The organism is Terribacillus halophilus (assembly GCF_900162685.1).
Classification (GTDB): Bacteria; Bacillota; Bacilli; order Bacillales; family Amphibacillaceae; genus Terribacillus; species Terribacillus halophilus_A.
Window position 1 is genome coordinate 2,366,640 of sequence record NZ_LT727828.1, and the last position, 18,288, is coordinate 2,384,927.

At 42.9% G+C, this 18,288-nt stretch carries 19 protein-coding genes; 7 read left to right on the forward strand and 12 right to left on the reverse strand.

Features of this window, described 5'->3' with window-relative positions; translation table 11 throughout:
- Nucleotides 1-8: 8 nt before the first annotated feature.
- Nucleotides 9-398 carry a YhjD family protein gene (locus B1K52_RS16650; protein ID WP_077310278.1) on the forward strand — a complete coding sequence of 130 codons (390 nt, stop codon included), beginning with the start codon at nt 9-11 and terminating at the stop codon, nt 396-398.
- On the opposite strand, the gene B1K52_RS16655 is transcribed toward B1K52_RS16650, so the two are convergent.
- The 4 genes from B1K52_RS16655 to B1K52_RS16670 form a co-directional block, all read right to left on the reverse strand.
- The gene (locus B1K52_RS16655) at nt 346-864 is read right to left on the reverse strand and encodes a competence protein ComK (RefSeq protein WP_077310280.1); all 519 of its coding nucleotides are present in this window, start codon (nt 862-864) and stop codon (nt 346-348) included. The genes B1K52_RS16650 and B1K52_RS16655 overlap by 53 nt on opposite strands.
- Before the next feature lie 129 nt (nt 865-993).
- On the reverse strand, nt 994-2,172 hold the full coding sequence (locus B1K52_RS16660; RefSeq protein WP_179106593.1) for a M48 family metalloprotease: 1,179 nt from the start codon (nt 2,170-2,172) through the stop codon (nt 994-996).
- 51 nt (nt 2,173-2,223) lie between these two features.
- Nucleotides 2,224-3,219 (reverse strand): lipoate--protein ligase, encoded by a 996-nt coding sequence (locus B1K52_RS16665; RefSeq protein WP_077310284.1) that lies wholly within the window; start codon nt 3,217-3,219, stop codon nt 2,224-2,226.
- Between the two features lie 92 nt (nt 3,220-3,311).
- Complete coding sequence (locus B1K52_RS16670; protein ID WP_077310286.1) at nt 3,312-4,043, reverse strand: MBL fold metallo-hydrolase; 732 nt, start codon at nt 4,041-4,043, stop codon at nt 3,312-3,314.
- A gap of 161 nt (nt 4,044-4,204) precedes the next feature.
- Here B1K52_RS16670 and B1K52_RS16675 point away from each other — a divergent pair, with 161 nt between their 5' ends.
- Nucleotides 4,205-4,768, forward strand: a complete 564-nt coding sequence (locus tag B1K52_RS16675) for a DUF6434 domain-containing protein (protein ID WP_077310288.1) — start codon at nt 4,205-4,207, stop codon at nt 4,766-4,768.
- A gap of 266 nt (nt 4,769-5,034) precedes the next feature.
- On the opposite strand, the gene hemY is transcribed toward B1K52_RS16675, so the two are convergent.
- The 4 genes from hemY to B1K52_RS16700 all read right to left on the reverse strand — a co-directional run bounded on the left by hemY (nt 5,035) and on the right by B1K52_RS16700 (nt 10,770).
- The gene (gene hemY / locus B1K52_RS16685) at nt 5,035-6,456 is read right to left on the reverse strand and encodes a protoporphyrinogen oxidase (RefSeq protein WP_077310292.1); all 1,422 of its coding nucleotides are present in this window, start codon (nt 6,454-6,456) and stop codon (nt 5,035-5,037) included.
- The gene (gene hemH, locus B1K52_RS16690) at nt 6,449-7,396 is read right to left on the reverse strand and encodes a ferrochelatase (RefSeq protein WP_077310294.1); all 948 of its coding nucleotides are present in this window, start codon (nt 7,394-7,396) and stop codon (nt 6,449-6,451) included. Before hemH ends, hemY begins: the two co-directional genes overlap by 8 nt.
- A gap of 15 nt (nt 7,397-7,411) precedes the next feature.
- The gene (hemE, locus tag B1K52_RS16695) at nt 7,412-8,461 is read right to left on the reverse strand and encodes a uroporphyrinogen decarboxylase (RefSeq protein ID WP_077310296.1); all 1,050 of its coding nucleotides are present in this window, start codon (nt 8,459-8,461) and stop codon (nt 7,412-7,414) included.
- Between the two features lie 125 nt (nt 8,462-8,586).
- Nucleotides 8,587-10,770 (reverse strand): transglycosylase domain-containing protein, encoded by a 2,184-nt coding sequence (locus B1K52_RS16700; RefSeq protein WP_077310298.1) that lies wholly within the window; start codon nt 10,768-10,770, stop codon nt 8,587-8,589.
- Between the two features lie 165 nt (nt 10,771-10,935).
- Here B1K52_RS16700 and B1K52_RS16705 point away from each other — a divergent pair, with 165 nt between their 5' ends.
- Nucleotides 10,936-11,433 (forward strand): antibiotic biosynthesis monooxygenase family protein, encoded by a 498-nt coding sequence (locus B1K52_RS16705; protein WP_077310300.1) that lies wholly within the window; start codon nt 10,936-10,938, stop codon nt 11,431-11,433.
- 72 nt (nt 11,434-11,505) lie between these two features.
- Here B1K52_RS16705 and B1K52_RS16710 read toward each other — a convergent pair whose 3' ends face one another.
- Nucleotides 11,506-12,159, reverse strand: coding sequence for a phosphatase PAP2 family protein (locus B1K52_RS16710; RefSeq protein WP_077310302.1), 654 nt, complete (start codon nt 12,157-12,159; stop codon nt 11,506-11,508).
- A 99-nt stretch (nt 12,160-12,258) separates the two neighbouring features.
- On the opposite strand from B1K52_RS16710, the gene B1K52_RS16715 reads away from it, so the two are divergent.
- Both B1K52_RS16715 and B1K52_RS16720 read left to right on the forward strand, forming a co-directional pair.
- Entirely contained in the window at nt 12,259-12,720 is a 462-nt protein-coding gene (locus tag B1K52_RS16715) for a ferritin-like domain-containing protein (RefSeq protein WP_077310303.1), read from the forward strand.
- A 249-nt stretch (nt 12,721-12,969) separates the two neighbouring features.
- Nucleotides 12,970-14,133, forward strand: coding sequence for a M20 metallopeptidase family protein (locus B1K52_RS16720; protein WP_077310305.1), 1,164 nt, complete (start codon nt 12,970-12,972; stop codon nt 14,131-14,133).
- A 36-nt stretch (nt 14,134-14,169) separates the two neighbouring features.
- Here B1K52_RS16720 and B1K52_RS16725 read toward each other — a convergent pair whose 3' ends face one another.
- Genes B1K52_RS16725 through B1K52_RS16735 form a run of 3 tightly spaced genes read right to left on the reverse strand, consistent with a single transcriptional unit; the run spans nt 14,170 to nt 16,849 of the window.
- The gene (locus B1K52_RS16725; protein ID WP_077310307.1) at nt 14,170-14,883 is read right to left on the reverse strand and encodes an EcsC family protein; all 714 of its coding nucleotides are present in this window, start codon (nt 14,881-14,883) and stop codon (nt 14,170-14,172) included.
- Between the two features lie 12 nt (nt 14,884-14,895).
- On the reverse strand, nt 14,896-16,110 hold the full coding sequence (locus B1K52_RS16730; protein ID WP_077310309.1) for an ABC transporter permease: 1,215 nt from the start codon (nt 16,108-16,110) through the stop codon (nt 14,896-14,898).
- Nucleotides 16,103-16,849 (reverse strand): ABC transporter ATP-binding protein, encoded by a 747-nt coding sequence (locus B1K52_RS16735; RefSeq protein WP_077310311.1) that lies wholly within the window; start codon nt 16,847-16,849, stop codon nt 16,103-16,105. The genes B1K52_RS16730 and B1K52_RS16735 overlap by 8 nt, the downstream gene beginning before the upstream one ends.
- A gap of 440 nt (nt 16,850-17,289) precedes the next feature.
- Between B1K52_RS16735 and B1K52_RS16740 the strand changes: the two genes are divergently transcribed.
- Together B1K52_RS16740 and B1K52_RS16745 are read left to right on the forward strand one after the other, a co-directional pair.
- A complete protein-coding gene (locus B1K52_RS16740) occupies nt 17,290-17,712 on the forward strand; it encodes an HIT family protein (RefSeq protein ID WP_077310313.1) in 423 nt (140 codons plus the stop codon).
- Nucleotides 17,713-17,786: 74 nt separating this feature from the next.
- On the forward strand, nt 17,787-18,155 hold the full coding sequence (locus B1K52_RS16745; RefSeq protein ID WP_077310315.1) for a YtxH domain-containing protein: 369 nt from the start codon (nt 17,787-17,789) through the stop codon (nt 18,153-18,155).
- Nucleotides 18,156-18,288: the final 133 nt, after the last annotated feature.

Here is an 18,288-nt window from a genome sequence, read left to right on the forward strand (position 1 = left end):
GAAGGCAAATGCGTTGTCTTAGTGAGTCGGAATACAGGCTGGGGTCACGCTTTCTGTTTTTATCTATGGCCATCGTTGTTCTGCAGCAGGACATTCAGATTGTGGAGGAAGGAAAGCACAAAATTAAAACCCATTTGCTGCATACATTACAGTCTATGGAGAAAGCAGCTTTAGAAGAGCGCCGACAGCTGCGCACCAAACTCCGAGCGAGTAATATGCAAATTGTAACAGCTGAAAAAAATGATGCCTTTACTACCTTCTTGTTTATCACAAAAGAATGCGAAGAGAAGCGGAATTACTTTAATCCTGCTATACGAAAGAAAGTCGAGGCAATCCTGCTTGAGCTTACAGAAAGGGTTCCGCAATCTGGTCCCCGCCATACTTCCACAAATGCCTGATTCGCTTATCCAGCAAAAATCTGTATTGGGCTGTGCGCTGCACTTGGTTCATCATAGAGCCATAAGAGACATCGAGTGTGAGGGTATGATCATTTTTGAAAATGATGCGTGTACGCTGATGAGGTGCAGCTTCCATGAGCTTGATGTGGGAATGAGAAATCCAGGAGCATGTATGGGAAAGCGGCGAGGAGGTAGGAAAGAAGTACATACCGCTGACAGGATCAATTGATATTGGCGCTTTATGCGTTATACCACAAATTTCTTTAACGCCTGCCTGTCTTCCTTTCAAACTGCTTCCATAAAACTTACAAGCTAAGTCAATGAATTTACTTGGAGGGGTGCGGTAAGAATAGCTGTTTTCTGTTTCCAGTACTTCGCAGCCAGGATGGCCGTTTTCAAGGCTTTTCGGCAATACCGCCATCGTAAGCGGTGTAAGTTCTGCCACTGCGGGGCTTTGATTTATCATTATGTCATCCTTTCTGATGCAGGAAAAGAAGGATTGCTTTTACAATAGCAAATAAAACGTCGAAAAACAGTAGAATTTTGCTTTCTTAATAGAATCCTTACAATATAAAAGCAGAAGCAAGGTGTTTCATCATTGCTTCTGCTTGTTTTCAGCATATTCTTTTATTGTTTCAATACGGTCTTGCATAGGCGGATGGGTAGAACGAAGCCATGTAATAATCGGCCAAGGATCTGAGTCTCCTTTGGATACGCTTTGCATCTTCTGAAACATGCTAATACCAGCTTCTGTATCAGGTGCATGCTCCAGTGCATAGGCATCCGCTTGCTGTTCCATCTCCCGGGAAACGTATAGCGATACAGGCTGACTGACAAGCTGAAAGGCAGTCAGCATGAGCAGGAAAAGCGGCACGGCTTGCAGCTGATGCGCCTGCAGCTGTCTCTTGGCCAAATAGTTAGCAGAAAGTCTTTTTGTCATCCACAAGAGCAGGAGCCCGAGCACAAGAAATCCTGCTGTACCCCAATACACATGATGCAGCACATAATGTCCGATTTCATGAGCCACAATGAACAGCACCTCCTCCTGCTCCAACCCTTCAATTGTAGTGTCATAAAGGACAACACGTGCACTATCAAATACTCCTGTTACGTAAGCGTTATACGTTACCGTTTTGGCACTCTTCCCTATCTCCAGCAATGTTGCCTCCGGAATACCAGCTTCACCAGTCAGCTGTTGAATTTGTGTACGCAGCTGTCCCTCTCGTAAACTATGAAAATCCTCATAAATCGGATCAATCCAGATTGGCTGTACATAAACGACAAAGATAGCGCACGGGACGAGCATAACCCAAAGAAGAATCCACCAGTTTTTCTGAAACTTTTTCATAAGCAGCTGTGAAAGATAGACGACTGCTGTCACAGCCAAATAAAGCAGCAGCAAACTTAATGCATACTCCCCAAGCCAATCAAAGAAGGGCTGTACACTAATAGCGGCACTGCGCGCATTCCAGTATCCTGCCAGCCGGAATGGCAGCTGAACGACACCGTAAAGCAAAACCAGAACCAATACAAAGACTGCTGCAGCTGGCAGCCTGGAGAGTCGCCTTTCCAGACTAGCTGCAAGCTCCTTCCAACGCCGGCTTTTCCAGACGAAATACAATAACACTGGCAATAAAGGAAGACGCGCGAAATATACTGCATGCCCAATACTGGCATAACGGCTTGCATTCGTGTTAAGCTCCGGATAAAAAAACGGAAAGAAGATCCAAATAGCAATCACGTACAAACTGTAAGCAAAAACGAGCCGTTTCATCATATTCCTCCTAGAAAAAAAGAGACGGCCCGCAGGACGTCTCTATGAAAATCAGTACATCAAATCGATGAAATCATCTTTATCAATCTTGCCAAGATAATGGCTTACATTCACATCTGCCAGTGCTTGCTGAATAGCAGCTCGTTCATAGCGAATACCTTGCAGTTTTTCCTCAAGTTCACTAACTTCTCCAACACCGAAGTAATCACCGAAAATACGAATTTGCTCAATCATCCCTTTTTTCACATCTAAACGAACATCCACATTTCCCGCCGGGAACTTGTGTGTTTGCTGGATATTGAAGCTAGGTGATTTGCCATAGTTCCACTCCCATTGTTGGTATCTTTCTTCGCTAAGTTTGTGGATAGCTTTCCAATCTTCTTCTGTCAGTTTGTAACGCGGCACGTCTTTCGTATCCTCGACGTCGAAGATATAACGAAGCAGCATATCTCTGAATTCGTCCATCGGAAGCTTATGATCCATGAATTCTGAGATATTCGCTACACGACTGCGAATCGATTTGATTCCCTTCGATTCGATTTTTTCTTTTTTCACCTTCAGCGCTGAAACAACATGTTCAATCTCTGAATCATACATCAATGTCCCATGGCTGAACATCAAACCTCTTGTAGAGAATTGTGCGTTTCCTGAAATTTTCCTTTCGCCTACAAGTAAATCATTTCGTCCTTTTAACTCTGCTGGCACGCCTAGTTTATTCAACGCGTCTGTCACCGGTTTTGTAAACTTAGCAAAGTCTTGGAAGCTGTTGCCATCATCCTGTGTGATAAAGCTGAAATTCAAGTTTCCAAGATCGTGATATACGGCTCCGCCCCCAGATAAGCGACGCACAACGTGAATGCCATTATCATCTACATATTTAGTATTAATTTCTTCAATTGTGTTTTGGTTTCGGCCAATGATGATGGACGGCTCATTTATGTAGAAAAGCAGATAGGTATCGTCTTGTCCGAAATTTTTTAAAACGTATTCTTCGATAGCGAGGTTAATCCTCGGATCGTTAATCCCTTCATTATCAATAAAGCGCAAAATAAAAACCCCCAGTGTCAATAAATGTTTATCCTAGTAATATTCTACCGAATCCGAAGCCCGATAGCAATTCAGAGAAAAAGGGAAGGGTATTACCCTTCCCACGTTAATCCTTCATATGCAAGGTTCACTTTGCCGCTAAAAACACTGCCTGCTTCCTCTAATAGCTGACGATGCTCTCCGAAATGCGGCAGATGACTTAGAAACAATGTCTTTACACCAGCTTGTTCAGCAATGCCACCGACTTGGAGACTATTCATATGACCAGCTGCTTCCCCATCCTGATCTTGATAGAAGTTACAATCGGTAATAAGAAGATCCGCTCCTTTGCTGAATTCTGCCCATTCATCCAAATAACTGGAATCAGCTGTATACACAATATCTGATTCGCCATCTGAGATACGCATACCGTAGCATGGTACTGGATGTTTCGTTTTCATAAAGCTAATAGCAAAAGGACCTACGCTAAGAATCTCATCCGGTTTGTAGGCAATACCTTCTGTAAATTTATGAGTTAAGCTCTTAAAGCCTGTCTCATTTTCTGCGTGCGCATATATTGGCAGTACATCTTCTGTTCCTTTCAAGCTATTCTGCACTTGCCATACATGCTGGAGCGCTCCTACATCAGCTACATGATCGGGATGGTAATGACTTAAGACCACCGCATCCAACTTTTTCGGATCTATAAAAGCCGGCATCCGGGATAAGGCACCGCTGCCGCAATCAAGTAATAGCGCATAGCCATCCTTTTCTACTAAATAACAAGAGCTCGCACTTTCCCATCCTGGATATGCGCCCCAAAATCCAATCACTGTCAATTTCATATTTTGTGCACCTCTCCTTCTGTTATTACCATTTACCGATTATTGCATAACTAAACCTGCTTATCGTTTAGGAAATTGTTTGTCAAGACTAGTCTGCAAACTGCATATATGACATAATATAACAAAAAGAGAGAATAAAAACAGTTGACGGGGGATAACTGATGAGACCAGAATTGACACGCACAACAGATGCAGATGCTTTTTTGGATTATTACTGGCTGAAAGAAGAACTCATACAATTCTGCCGCGAAAATGATTTGCCGGTTTCCGGCTCTAAAATGGAGCTTAGTGCTAGAATTGAGCATTTTTTAAGAAGTCGCATGGTAGAAAAGAAACTTACTAAAAAAAGACCTCGAAATAAAAAACGATCCAATCAACCACTCAGCCGTTCCACTATCATTACCGAAGACCATCGCTGCAGCCAAGCTGTACGCACATTCTTCAAGCAGGAGATTGGACCGCATTTTCATTTCTCTACCTATATCCAGCAATATTTCCGAGTGAATGCTGGTAAAACCTATCAAGATGCAATTGATGCATGGCATGAAGAAGAAAAGAAACATCAGCAGGGTTCCACATCCAAGAAAATAATTGCACCGCGGAGTGAGTATAACCGATTTATCCGAGCACTCTTCACGGATACGGTAAACAGAGAAACAGAACGTGAACAAGCAATTGACACTTGGACCAACAATAATGACGAGCCTTATTCTCATAGTACTTAAGACTATAGATGTAATACCTCTTTGTTTGTTTAAAGAGGTTATTTTTGTATGGCTGAAAGAACTCATGAAGATAAGAATGTACGTTGCTGAAAGGTACCGCGTACCAGCATGCATTCGAGGACATGCTGCAAGCTTATCAAAATCTGATGCAGCACTTATTACGTTTTCCGAAAGCAGTGCAAATAGAAATGGTAACCGTAACTAGAGAAAAAACAGAAAGATTCAAGACACCCTCCCTTTTTTTACGTACTAAAAAAGCTCCTCCTTTAGGAGAAGCTTTTTTCACGTAAGTAAGCAAGTACATTCTGCACGGCTTGTTCACCGCTGTCAATACAATCCGGAATACCAATTCCGTCGTAGGAACCACCTGCCAAGTATACCCCTGGAAGATGGATTGCCATGTTTGCCCGTACGTCTGCAACCCGCTGCAAATGACCGACAACGTATTGCGGCATTGCTTGTTTCCAGCGACTGACGACCGAAAAGAGCGGCTTGCTTTTTATTCTCATTATTTTATTCAAGTCTTTTAACGCAATCTGGACGATTTCATCATCAGATAGATCCACTACACCACTATCATCTGGTCTGCCGACGTAGCAGCGGAGCATCACTTTGCCTTCTGGCGTTGTGCCTTCCCACTTTTTATGTGTCCAGGTACAAGCAGTGATGCGATATTTGCTATTACGAGAGATAACAAAGCCTGTTCCATCGATATCTTTCTTAATTGCAGAAGCATCAAATGTCATCGCAACCGTGGCAACAGAGGTTGCTTTCATTTCTTTTAGCTGCTCCATGAAATCATACTGGCTCAGCATGCGCTGAACAGCAAAGAAAGGCGAAGCGAGCACAGCAGCATCAGCTCGGAAGACTTCTCCATTGCCTAGCAGCAAGTGATAATGATCCGCTTTGCGCTCAATATGGTCAACACTCGTATCCAGCTGGACAGTGCCAGGTTCAAGCTGCGCTTCCAGACCTTCTACCAATGACTGCAAACCATTTTTTAAAGAAAGAAATGCTCCCGGAGGCTTAACATCTTTTTTCTGTTTCGGCGGCTTCGGCATCGTCGCCTGCAGGCCTTTGACTACACTGCCATACTGCTGTTCCAACTCATAAAACTTTGGATATGTAGCCATTATACTCAGTTCATCGATATCTCCAGCATATACACCAGACAAAAGCGGCTCCAGCACATTCACGACTAGTTCGTCACCAAAACGGCGGCGGAAGAATAACCCCATAGATTGATCCTGCATCTTTTTCCCCTTAGGCAGCATCGGTTCAACGCTAATGCGCGCTTTTCCTTTTGTGGATAACAGACGCGATTGATAATATGGTTTCAAGTCGGTCGGAACACCCATGAATGCACGTTTAGGCATCTTGTGCAGCTTCTTACCAGCAAGGATATACGATTGTCCCGTATTGTTGCGTATAAGATCCTTTTCCATGCCAATATCATGAATCAGGCGAGACGCAGATTCTTTACGTGCTAAAAAGGAGTCTGGTCCTCGCTCAATTGTAAATCCGTCTTTTTTTAGTGTATTAATCTTCCCGCCAAGACTGCTAGATGCTTCAAACAGCTTCACTTCATAATCAAGACGATATGCACGAATCTGTTTCTGCAAGTAATAGGCAGTCGTCAGTCCGGCTATGCCGCCTCCAATGATCGCAATTTGTTTTTTATCAGCCATGGCGCTCAACTCTTGCCTGCTGTTCCAATACCACCTTCGCTAATGTATTGATGAATAGCTGGTCTGTGTTTGGCATAGCAGGACGATAGTATTTTGCACCTAGTTCGTCACATACGACCTTACATTCATAGTCATTATCATAAAGCACTTCTAAATGGTCCGTAATAAAGCCAACTGGCGCATAAACAAAGGAACGGTAGCCTTTTTGCTCATAAAGCTCGCGTGTAAGGTCTTGTACATCTGGTCCAAGCCATGGATCTGGTGTATTACCTTCACTCTGCCAGCCAAGTTCTACATTCTTAATACCAGTTTGTTCTTGAATCAAATCAGCAGTGCGTTTCAGCTGATCAGGGTATGGATCGCCATTTTGCAAAATTTTCTCCGGCAAGCTGTGTGCAGATACTATTAGTGCTGCTTTCTCACGCTCTTCTTTTTCCATACCTGCAAAGATTTCCGCGATATTATCAGACCAGTATTTGATGAAACCTGGTTCATCATACCAGCTTTCGACAGAAGTAATCTGCAAGTTGCCAGCTTCTTGTGCTGCTTTATGGGCACGTTCATTGTAAGATTTTACACTGAATGTACTGTAATGCGGTGCCAAAACGATAGAGATAGCTTCTGTAATACCATCGGCTGCCATTTTTGCTACACCTTCCTCAATGAAAGGTTCAATATGCTTCAAGCCAAGATATGCTTTGAATTCAATCACATCTTGGTATTTGTTCAAAGCTGTCTCTAAAGCTTGAGCTTGCTCTTCTGTAATACGTGCAAGCGGGGAAATACCGCCGATTGCTTTATAACGGCTAGTTAAGTCCTCCAGCATTTCAGGTGTCGGCTTACGTCCATGCCGAATATCTGTATAATAACGTTCAATATCTTCTTCTTTATATGGCGTACCGTACGCCATTACAAGTAAACCAACTGTTTTCTTTGCCATGTCTTACACCTCTGGTTATAGAATTGAGTTTTGTTTTGCAGAATACGAATGAATGAAGGCAGTCAGCTTCTTCAGAACACTTGGGCTTATTTCCGGCGTCACGCCATGTCCAAGATTGAATACATGCGGACCAGCTTGGCGGCCCTGGTCCAAGATGTCCTTCGTACGCTCCTCCAGTACATTCCAATCGCTTGTGAGGAAAGCTGGATCAAGATTGCCTTGCAAGGTTTTCGTAATACCTTTGTTTCTTGCTTCTTTAATGGAAAGTCTCCAATCCAGTCCAATAACATCTACCGGCAGATCGTTCCATTCCAAGATTTGATGACTAGCACCTACTCCAAACAATATAAGCGGAACATTCAATTCACGAAGTGATTGGAAAATATGTTCCATTGTCGGCTTAATAAATGTGCGGTAATCTGCAGCATTTAATGCGCCGACCCATGAATCAAAAATTTGAATAGCAGAAGCGCCAGCCTTCACTTGGGCTTTCGCATACGTAATAGAAACTTCTGCGAGTTTATCCATTAAAGCAAACCATGCTGCCGGGTCGCTATACATAAGCGATTTTGTCTTATGATAGTTTTTAGATGGTCCCCCTTCAATCATATAGCTCGCTAGTGTGAATGGTGCACCGGAAAATCCAATTAACGGCACTTCCAGCTGTTCTTCTGTCAGCAGCTTGATCGTTTCCAGAATATAAGGGATATCTCGATCCGGATCTAAACTCCCTAGTTTTTCTATATCCTGAAGATTCCGCACAGGGTTAGCAATTACTGGGCCAATACCCGATTTAATATCAACATCCACGCCAATACCAGGCAATGGTGTCATAATATCCTTATAGAGGATTGCTGCATCGACATTATATTGTTCGACTGGCAGTCTTGTCACATAAGCTGCAAGCTCAGGCTGATGCGTAATTTCAAACAAGGAATATTTCTCTTTTAATTCCCGATATTCTTTCTGCGATCTACCTGCTTGACGCATGTACCATACAGGTGTGTAATCCGTCGCTTCTCCACGGAAAGCACGCAGTATCGTATCATTTTTGATCTTAGACATAATCGTTCTCCTTTGTCTCCTCATTATCCGTTTCCAACTATACGAAATTTTATGAGCATTTGTATAGCGATTGACTCATAAAAAAAGCTATTTTTTGAAGAATTGTGTCAGAGTCGTGAAATTCGTCAGAATCCGAATCCAGACAAGACAGTATGGTTGGATTCTGTGCCGCTTTCATCTGTCAGCGGATTGAAAGGCACTACATAATAAGAAGTATCTTTCAGCAAGCTGACTTTATCTACTGTGTATGATCCCTTGCCCTGTACTTCCCCTATTTTCTCCGCGCCGTCATCGGTTTCTTTGTAGACATGATACACAATTCGTTTATCATCACTTGCCGTCCATGTCAGATCAGCATTAACGATACGCAGACCTCCAAAACCATAGTCGATGGAAGCATCCGTTATCGTCGGCAGCTCGACCGGTCCGCCAATATCCTCGGCATTTTCCGGTTTTTCGAAACTAGATGATATCGTCCGATACTGTGATACTTGGCGCAAAATCGATTTTGTCAGTGCAGTCGGTTTTGAGCTGCCGCTTTCAAGGTAGTTGTCTTCTGAAGAATTATCATAGCCCATCCAGCTGACCGCCACGAATTCCGGCGTGTAACCGGCAAACCAGGCATCCTTATCCTTACCCTCTACTAAAGGATGCTGTGTGGTCCCTGTTTTCCCAGCCAAGGCACCGTAATAAGTGCCAGCAGTTCCAGTTCCGCCTGTAATGACACCTTGCAGCATACGTGTCATATCCCATGCAGTTTGTTCCGAGAATACTTGTTCAGTCTGCGGTTCCGCATTGTAAGCTGCCTCTCCGTTTCGATCATAGATAACATTAATGGACTGCGCTTCAATCCATTGTCCTTCATGTGCAAACGTTCGGAAACCTTCCGCAATCTGAAGCGGCGTTAGTCCTTTCTCAAGTCCGCCCAAGGCAATAGAAAGGCCTTTGTCCTCTGGCAGCTCAATTTGCATTTTTTCCAGATAAGACTTGCTTGTCTTTATACCAATTTGGTCAAGCAGCCAAACCGCCGTCGTATTTTTCGACTCCTGCAGTGCTTCGTACATCGTAATGTCGCCCTCATACTCATCGTTATAATTGGATACTTTGTACTTACCGCCATCATACGACTTCTTCTCATCCGGCAGTTCGCTGTACGGATTATAATCCCCTGTTTCCAACGCTGGTCCATAAACAGCTAGAGGCTTCATAACAGATCCTGGCTGCCGCTGTACCGTAACGCGGTTTAAATCACCATATTCAAACTTACGCGCTCCAGCCGCTGCTACGATTTTACCTGACTTTTGGTCGAGCATGACAAACGCTCCTTGGATACCTTCTGATGAGCCATTAAAATACGTATCGTCCTGCATCGTTTTGTACGCTGTGCGCTGAATATCTTCATCTACGTTTACCACAATCCGATATCCGCCTGTACGCAATTCTTCAAGAGAAAGGTCATATTTTTCTTTCGCTTCCTCTGCAACCAAATCAATATAACTTTCAATCCATGGACGTTCTTGCTCCTCTTTCGGCTCTGTTACGCCGAGATCTTCTGCTTGGGCAGCTTCCTTCTCTTCAGTCGTAATATAACCGTGTTCTTCCATTTCTTCTAGTACTAAATTTCGTCTTTCCTTCGCCAAATCCGGATTATTATTCGGCGAGTAAGTATTTGGTGCCTTTGACAAAGCTGCCAGCATGGCGCTTTCCGAAAGTGTCAAATCACTGGCGCTTTTATTGTAATAATAGTTAGCTGCTGACTCAATTCCATAAAGACCGTGCGCAAAATAAATTTCATTCAAATAATATTCAAGAATATGCTTCTTTGTGTAATGACGCTCCAAGTAGACAGCAGCCATCGCTTCCTTCGCTTTACGCGTAAACGTCTTGTCATTTTTAAAGAATAGATTCTTAGCTGTCTGCTGTGTGATTGTACTTCCGCCTTCTACTTTGCTTAATGCAATGATATCCCGGTACAATGCTCGGGCAGTTGCACGGAGGTCAATCCCGTGGTGTTCGTAAAAACGTGCATCTTCAATTGAGACGAATGCATTTTTCACATGATCCGAAATCTTATCAAACTTCACCGGCTCCCGGTTTTCTTCATAAAATTCCGCAATTACTTCTCCGTCTTGATTCTCGACTGTTGAAGCAGCTTTCAACGTTAAATCTTCTTTATCAATAACGAGTCTTCCCCCGAAAAAGAGCAGGATATAGGCAGCGGTCACGAGTGCGAGCACGATACCTGCTCCGAAAAGATAAAACGTCTTCCGGCGCATACGCATTCGCAATTTATGTTCTGATCGTTTCATTATGTTTCTTTCACCTCTTACGTATCCCCATGTCATTGTATAGCTTTATTATACGACAATTTATGCCATTTACCCATTATTCCTTACAAAGGCAGGACACTGCTTGCTTTTGAATGGGAACAATTGCTAAACTGACTCTAACATACTACCGGGAGGATGAATAGAATGGTCGCATATTTCACCAATGGTACAACTGATTTTCTTCGTAAGCTAAAAGCACAGGAAACAGCTAAGGTTTGGGTGCTAGAAGGTGCTGAAGGCGCACTTGCTTACACAGAGGAGCCTAATGCTGCAAGCTTTACTTCCCCACGCGCGTATGAACAAGTAATTGGAACAGGAGAGCTTCCTGATAAAGGATATATTGCAATTAATAATATCCCAGTAACGGATGAAGGAAGACCACTATTTGAAGATATGTTCAAGCGCCGAGCAGGTAAAATTGACCAGACCCCAGGTTTTCATGCACTCCGTGTCCTAAGACCGCAATCTGGCAATACATATCTTGTGTTAACAGCTTGGGAATCAATGCAGCACTTTGAAGACTGGAAACAATCAGAAGCCTTCCAGCATGCACATAAAAAAGATGTTGACCAGCCAAAAAAACCACCATTTAGCGGCGGACCTGCTTATGTTACTACTTATCATATCGACCACGAAGCATGAGCAAATAAGTACTTCATTAAAAAACGGCCTATATGCGACAATATGCATATAGGCCGTTTTCTATATTTCAAATCAATAAGAGCGCACTTTCTCTCTTCCAAATTTATACTGAAGCCACTTATAAAGCAGAATCCAGATAATCAGAAAGATTAATCCAAACGAATAGCCGCCCAAAATATCTGTTACGTAATGAACACGCAGAACATAGCGGCTCAAGCCGATTAATAAAACAAGAAAACCAGCCACGACAGTGATGGTAAAGCGCAGCCTTTGCTTTAGATACTTCCAAAGAAAATAGACGATGATACCGTATGTAATGAAAGATACCATCGAGTGACCAGAAGGAAAACTAAACCCTTCTCCGTCAACGAATGCCAATATAGTAGGTCGTTCTCTTTGTACCATTTTCTTAATAAGAAAATTGAATTGATAACCGAGAGCTGTTGCTGTAAACACAATCCCTGCTCCGATTAGATCCTTTCTTTTGATCGCTAAAAACAGACCGAATACAAATGCCAACACACTTAAAACCGTACTGGAGCCAAGCTCTGTAATCCAGCGGAATAAGTCATACCAAAATGTCCCTTCCAAAGTTGCAGGATACGAAGATGTCCATTGGTCAAGTAAAGGTACGGGGTGCAATCTGACATCCATCATTAATAGGAATGCCAGTATGATGGAGATAGTAAATAGCAATATATATCTTTTTTTGTGTGGAAGTTCCATTATTTCACCTCATCCAGCATTGTACTATGCGTATTGTTTAGAAAACAAATCAAAGGGGAATATACATGATTAGATAGCCAATCAGAAAGGATGATAAACATGGCAGACAATATTAGAAAAATCAAAGATGACTCTCAATTACAGGAACTGATTGATGGCTTGAACGTAGACTTAGCGAATGAATATGCCGCTTCCATCATGTATACAACATACGGCGCAGCTGTTTCCGGCTTATACCGCACCGTTTTGAAACCATTCTTCGAGGATGAAATCACAGATGAAATCGGGCATGCGAAGTATTTGGCGGACAAGATTGTAACACTTGGCGGCACGCCTACTACTTCTCCAGCAGAAGTACCGTATCATACAGATGTAACAAAAATGCTTACGGAAGCACGTGACGCAGAACAAGCTACAATAGAACGTTACGAAAAGCGTAAGCAGCAAGCTGAAGATTTGAACATGACCGAGCTTGTTATTAAGTTGGAGGATCTTATCTCCGATGAAACAAATCACCGTGACGAGCTGAATCGCCTCTTAAGTGACTCTCGTTTATCCTAAACAATAGAAAAGCTGAAACATCCGTGTTTTAGCCATCGTCCAAACCATCCTCTTCATTAAAGGTGGTTTGGACTTTTTATTACAATAAAATGGGATACAGAGCAGTGTTTCCAATCAGTCTCCCCTATTAAGTGTTATAGGCAGACTACTTTCTAGATCCTCTCACATCTTGTTTTCTGAATAAAGTAATTATTAGAGTGTAGAGTTATGCTATACTGGACTTATTTCATATTAGGAGGCGGGTTTCGTATGCTAACGAAGTTATTTACTAAAATTGATGAATTCTATGAAGATATGGTTGCTACAAGAAGATACCTGCACCAGCATCCAGAACTGTCCTTTAAAGAAGAGAAGACAGCGGCATATATTGCCAATACATATGAAGAACTCGGCATTCCTTACCAAAAGAACGTTGGAGGAAACGGAGTCGTTGCCACATTGCAAGGCGGAAAGCCCGGCAAGAAAATTGCCTTGCGAGCTGATTTTGATGCCCTGCCAATACAAGAAGAAAATGATGTATCGTATAAATCGACTATAGCAAATGTGATGCACGCTTGCGGTCATGATGGTCATACCGCAACCTTGCTCGGTATCGCCAAAGCAGCCAAGGCGTTGCAGGACGAATTACCAGGTACACTGGTGTTTGTTCATCAGCATGCCGAGGAATACGCACCAGGCGGAGCCAAGCCAATAATTGAGACTGGTATCCTTGATGACGTGGATGCTGTTTTTGGCACTCATCTTTGGTCTAATACACCGCTTGGCACAATTGAAACCGCCGATGAAGCGTTTATGGCTGGTGCAGATCGTTTTGAAATCGAAATTATCGGAAAAGGCGGCCATGGCGCTCAACCGCATCAGACAAAGGATGCTGTTTTAATTGGCTCCCAAGTTGTAACTGCCCTTCAGCAAATCGTCAGCCGACGCTTGGATCCTTTAAGTACAGCTGTTGTAACAGTCGGAACATTTGAAGCAGGTGCTGCGTTTAATGTGGTTGCCGGTACAGCCAAACTAACAGGAACAGTACGTACATTCGATACCACTGTACAAAAACAGATTAAAGCGGAAATTGAGAAGGTGCTTCAAGGCATCACAACAGCCAACGATGCCGGCTACTCGTATGAATATATAGAAGGTTATCCACCAGTAATCAACCATCCAGCTGAAGCACAACTGGTGCTGAAAGCTGCTGAGCAAGTAACAGAAGTAAAGCATGCAAATAGCGTGCTGCCGACAATGACAGGAGAAGATTTTGCTTATTACTTGCAGAACAAGCCTGGAGCGTTCTTCTTTACTGGCGCCATGAAAGAAGATCATTATTATCCGCACCATCATCCGAAGTTCGATTTTGATGAACGCGCGATGACTGTTGCAGCAAAAACACTGCTTAGCACCTATATTGCGTATCAATAAAAAAAGATCAGCGTGAGGCTTTCACGCTGATCTTTTTTAAGTTAACATGCGGATTCGATATGCATGCATCGCTGCTGTTCCCAATTGTTCAAGAAATTTACCATTGATAATGGCACCAACAAAAGCACCGACACCTGGCAAGAGCTGCATCATTTTTACCAAGTCAATATGATCACGATATTCCTGCTGCAGAACCCGCCAATTCACATCATCAATTGCCCCAGTTACTTGATTCCAATTACGAATCTCTTCCCAAAGTTGTACTCTTGTATTTCCGCTGGAAAAAGTAGCGCTGAAAACCTGCAATAGAAACACGCGTTCACTGAATGCCGTAACATCAAATCCGTAAATCCTACCTATATCAAAAAGACATTTCATTTTAATGCTCAGCAACAGGGGGAAATCCGCCATCCCCAAAATCACGCCGCCGGCACCTGTGCCTGCTCCTTCAATTCTTGCAGTCGTTTTATATCGATTAATTACTTTTCTCACTTCTTTTTCTCTTTCTTCAAAACTCCAGCTTTCCTCCACGTTTATAGGAAGAATATATTTAGAAGACGTCAGGCTCAGCTCGATCATTTGCCGGACGGCTGTCGTAATCGTGGTGTGAACAGCCTTAGGAATTCTATCTGTAATGATATCCTGCGTCCCTTTTGACATGCGCTGAAACCTGCCGCCACGGCGCTGCAGAGAGTTGTAATAGAACAATGCTTCCTTCCGTTTTCTTTCTTTGTAATGATCGTCCTGCATCTTCCATCCCTCCTATTTTAAACGTTTTGATACGTATAAACGCACAAATCCAATAGCGAAGGCGATCCCGGCAGCTAACGCTAAGCCAAAGCCAATAATATCTGCATGCAGCAAGAAGACAAGGCTCAATAGTACTGCTTGCATAATTCCCAATATCTGCAAAAGAGATAAAAGCGCATGCTTACGTGAATCATCTTGTACGGGGTAAAGATCCATCCATGCGATTGTCCGATGATGTTTCCACATACCGACAAGCTGAAAACCTGTTAAATATAGGAACAGAATCGCAAATGCCAGCTGAACCCAAAGATTTGGTATAAAGTAAATGATCACGCCAGCAAGTATTGTCAGCCGCAGAAAGAGACCGAAATAGTCCCCGCCTCTTACAAAGGTAACGCGGAATAAATAATCATACGTATGCCGTTGATCAAATGGAACCCTTCTTATAAACAGATTAACTATTGCTTGCCGCTTATGTACTTTCGTTTTCAAATGCGGCACATCGGCAAACTGATTTGCGATGCGGTAAAACGCCTGCATGCGGGCTTGATCCTTCTCAATGAGCAAATCCCATGCCAAACCACCCTGCTTACAGCTTAAGCTGTAGTTTGTAAACAGCAAAGCCACAAATAAAACAGTCAAAACACCTGCTGCTAACAAATCACCGCGTACGAGCAGCCAAAAGCTGCCCACATTGAGAATAACCCGGAGTGTTTGTTCTAGTCTTCTGTGATTCACATTGCGTATCTTCAGCATCCACCAATTCATATACAAATTCCAAAGCTTAAAGATCAGCATAACAACAAAAATAAGCAAATAGGAAGTGAAATCCTCCCCCAAATTTGCTGCAAAAAACAAAGGCGCAAGTGCCGCAGCAGCTAAAAGCAGCAAATAAAGCTGCGTAAAGAAACTATACCCAATCGTTAATCTAAAATAACGATGCATTCTTGGTTCGAGCGGAAGCAAGAAAATTAAATCTGCTTCCTTTAGCAGTGTTCGCACTGGACTATAGCTGACAAGCAAGCCGAACACTGTACCAATTAGCAGTGCCGCAGGAAAATCTTTAGACAATGTCTCCAGCCATTGCTGGTAGTAATACGCCAGTCCAGAAATGATGAAAAGCATGGCAATAGCTAAATGCTGATTGAAAATATAGCGCAGATAGCGGTTCAGTTCCTTCATATGGTCTGAAAGCCGCTGTTTGAAAAAGATGTCCGCATTAAACATGGCTGTCTTCTTCCTTTGTCAGCTGTACATACAAATCGTCCAGTGTAGCGTTTGGCATATGAAATTCATGACGAAGCTCGTCCATCGTACCAGCCGCGCGCAGCTTCCCATCATGCAAAATAACAATTCGGTCGCAATAGCGCTCCGCAGTGGCAAGAATATGCGTGGACATTAACACACCTGCTCCATTCTCCTTCGCTTGATTCATTAGCTGTAAATACGATTGAATACCAAGCGGATCCAGACCAACGAATGGTTCATCCACAATATAAAGATCCGGTTCAACAAGGAACGTACACATTATCATTACTTTTTGGCGCATTCCTTTTGAAAAATGAACAGGAAACATCTTAAGCTTCTTCTCCAGTCGGAATTCTTTCAACAAAGGCGGCAGCCGTTTATCAAAATCTTCTTTAGATACATTATATGCTTGAGCAGTCAGCCGCAAATGATCATATAGTGTCAACTCATCGTAAAGTACCGGCATCTCCGGTATATAGGAAAAATTACTTCGGTATGTTTCTGGTGATTCAGCAAAATTACTTCCGTTTATCCGAATGCTGCCTCCCTTTGGCTGCATCAAGCCAATAATATGTTTTATGGTCGTGCTTTTACCTGCTCCATTTAAGCCGATTAGTCCGACAATCTCGCCCGCATTGACGTGAAACGACACGTCTTTCAACACATTCTTATGTGTATACCCACCGGTTAGTGCATCAATATGTAATAAAGGCTGCATGGGCCCTTTCCCCTTTCTCCACACTCTACTGCTAAAAGTTTACCAAAGCGAGCCGTATTTGCCAAAATAAAACGGTTATAACTTTCGTCAGCGTGCACATACTATTCTTGAAGCAAAGAAGTTGCCAAGAGGGTTTCCAAAGCAGGACCCATTTAATGAGATGAGGTGTTGGTAGGAGATACAGACCGCTACGTCCGAAAGTAAGCTGATTTACAATCGTAAGCAAGCTGAAAGTGTACTGGCGCTAACTACGTAAGCCGCTGTACAGTTCGAAATGGTTCTTTCCTCTTGGCACCTTGCTTCCGAGGCAGACACTCCCAAAACGCGAAGAATTCCAATATTCCGGCCGTTACGGGAGGTCTGCCTATTTTTATTCGACTTACTTTACAAGCATGTCCATTCCTTTATACAATATGTATACATGCCAAAGGAGTGATCGTATGCACGAAAAGGATTGTATTTTTTGTAAAATTGCCGCAGGTGAACTGCCATCTGCAAAAGTGTATGAAGATGATGAAGTTCTTGCTTTTATGGATATCGGCCAAGTAACAAAAGGCCATACCCTCATTATTCCTAAGACACATACGAAGAATATATACGAAACATCGCCAGAACTGGCTCAGGAAGTGTTTGCACGTGTACCAAGAATAGCAAATGCCATTAAAGAGGCATTCCAGCCTGCAGGTATGAACATACTTAGCAACACGGAAGCTGCAGCAGGTCAGACCGTGTTCCATCTGCATGTACATCTTATTCCTCGATACGGTAAAGATGATGGTTTTCACGCTACCTTCGAGCAGCATGATAATATTGCCAGCGACCATCTTGGCGAATTAGCAGAAGTAATCAGCAGCAAGATTTAATAAGCTCGTACGATGAGGTTTCACTGCTACATAAGAAGAGAACATAGTATAATGAAGTAGGAAGGAGTGAGATGATGGCTAGTAGCAAATCAATCGCTTTAGGTATACTCGTTGGGAGTACAGTCAGCGCCGCAATCACACTGCTGACAGCACCATCCTCTGGGAAGGATCTGCGTTCAGATGCGAAACAGCGCAGCGACGAATGGAAGGTTACATTCAATAATCTTAAAAATGAAGGAATGCAGCTGAAAGAACAGATTGCCAAAACTTCTAAAGAAGGCTCTGTGATGTTCAAGGAACTATCAACTGATGTAAAAAACTCCATCGACAGCTGGAAACGAACAGTTGAACCACATCAAAAAAATATCCAGAAAAGCTTAACTCAAATCGAGAAAAGCTTGAAAGATCTGGAAGAAAAAGCAAACCAAAAAAATGATCAGTAAAAAAAATGCTCTCCGTGAAGGAGAGTGTTTTTTTTATTGGTAACTAACGTAAGAGCAGTGCTTCGAAAATACACTCCACTGATTTGTGCTATGAGAAGACTTCATCGTGTAGCCAGAATACGAAGGCTCCTCG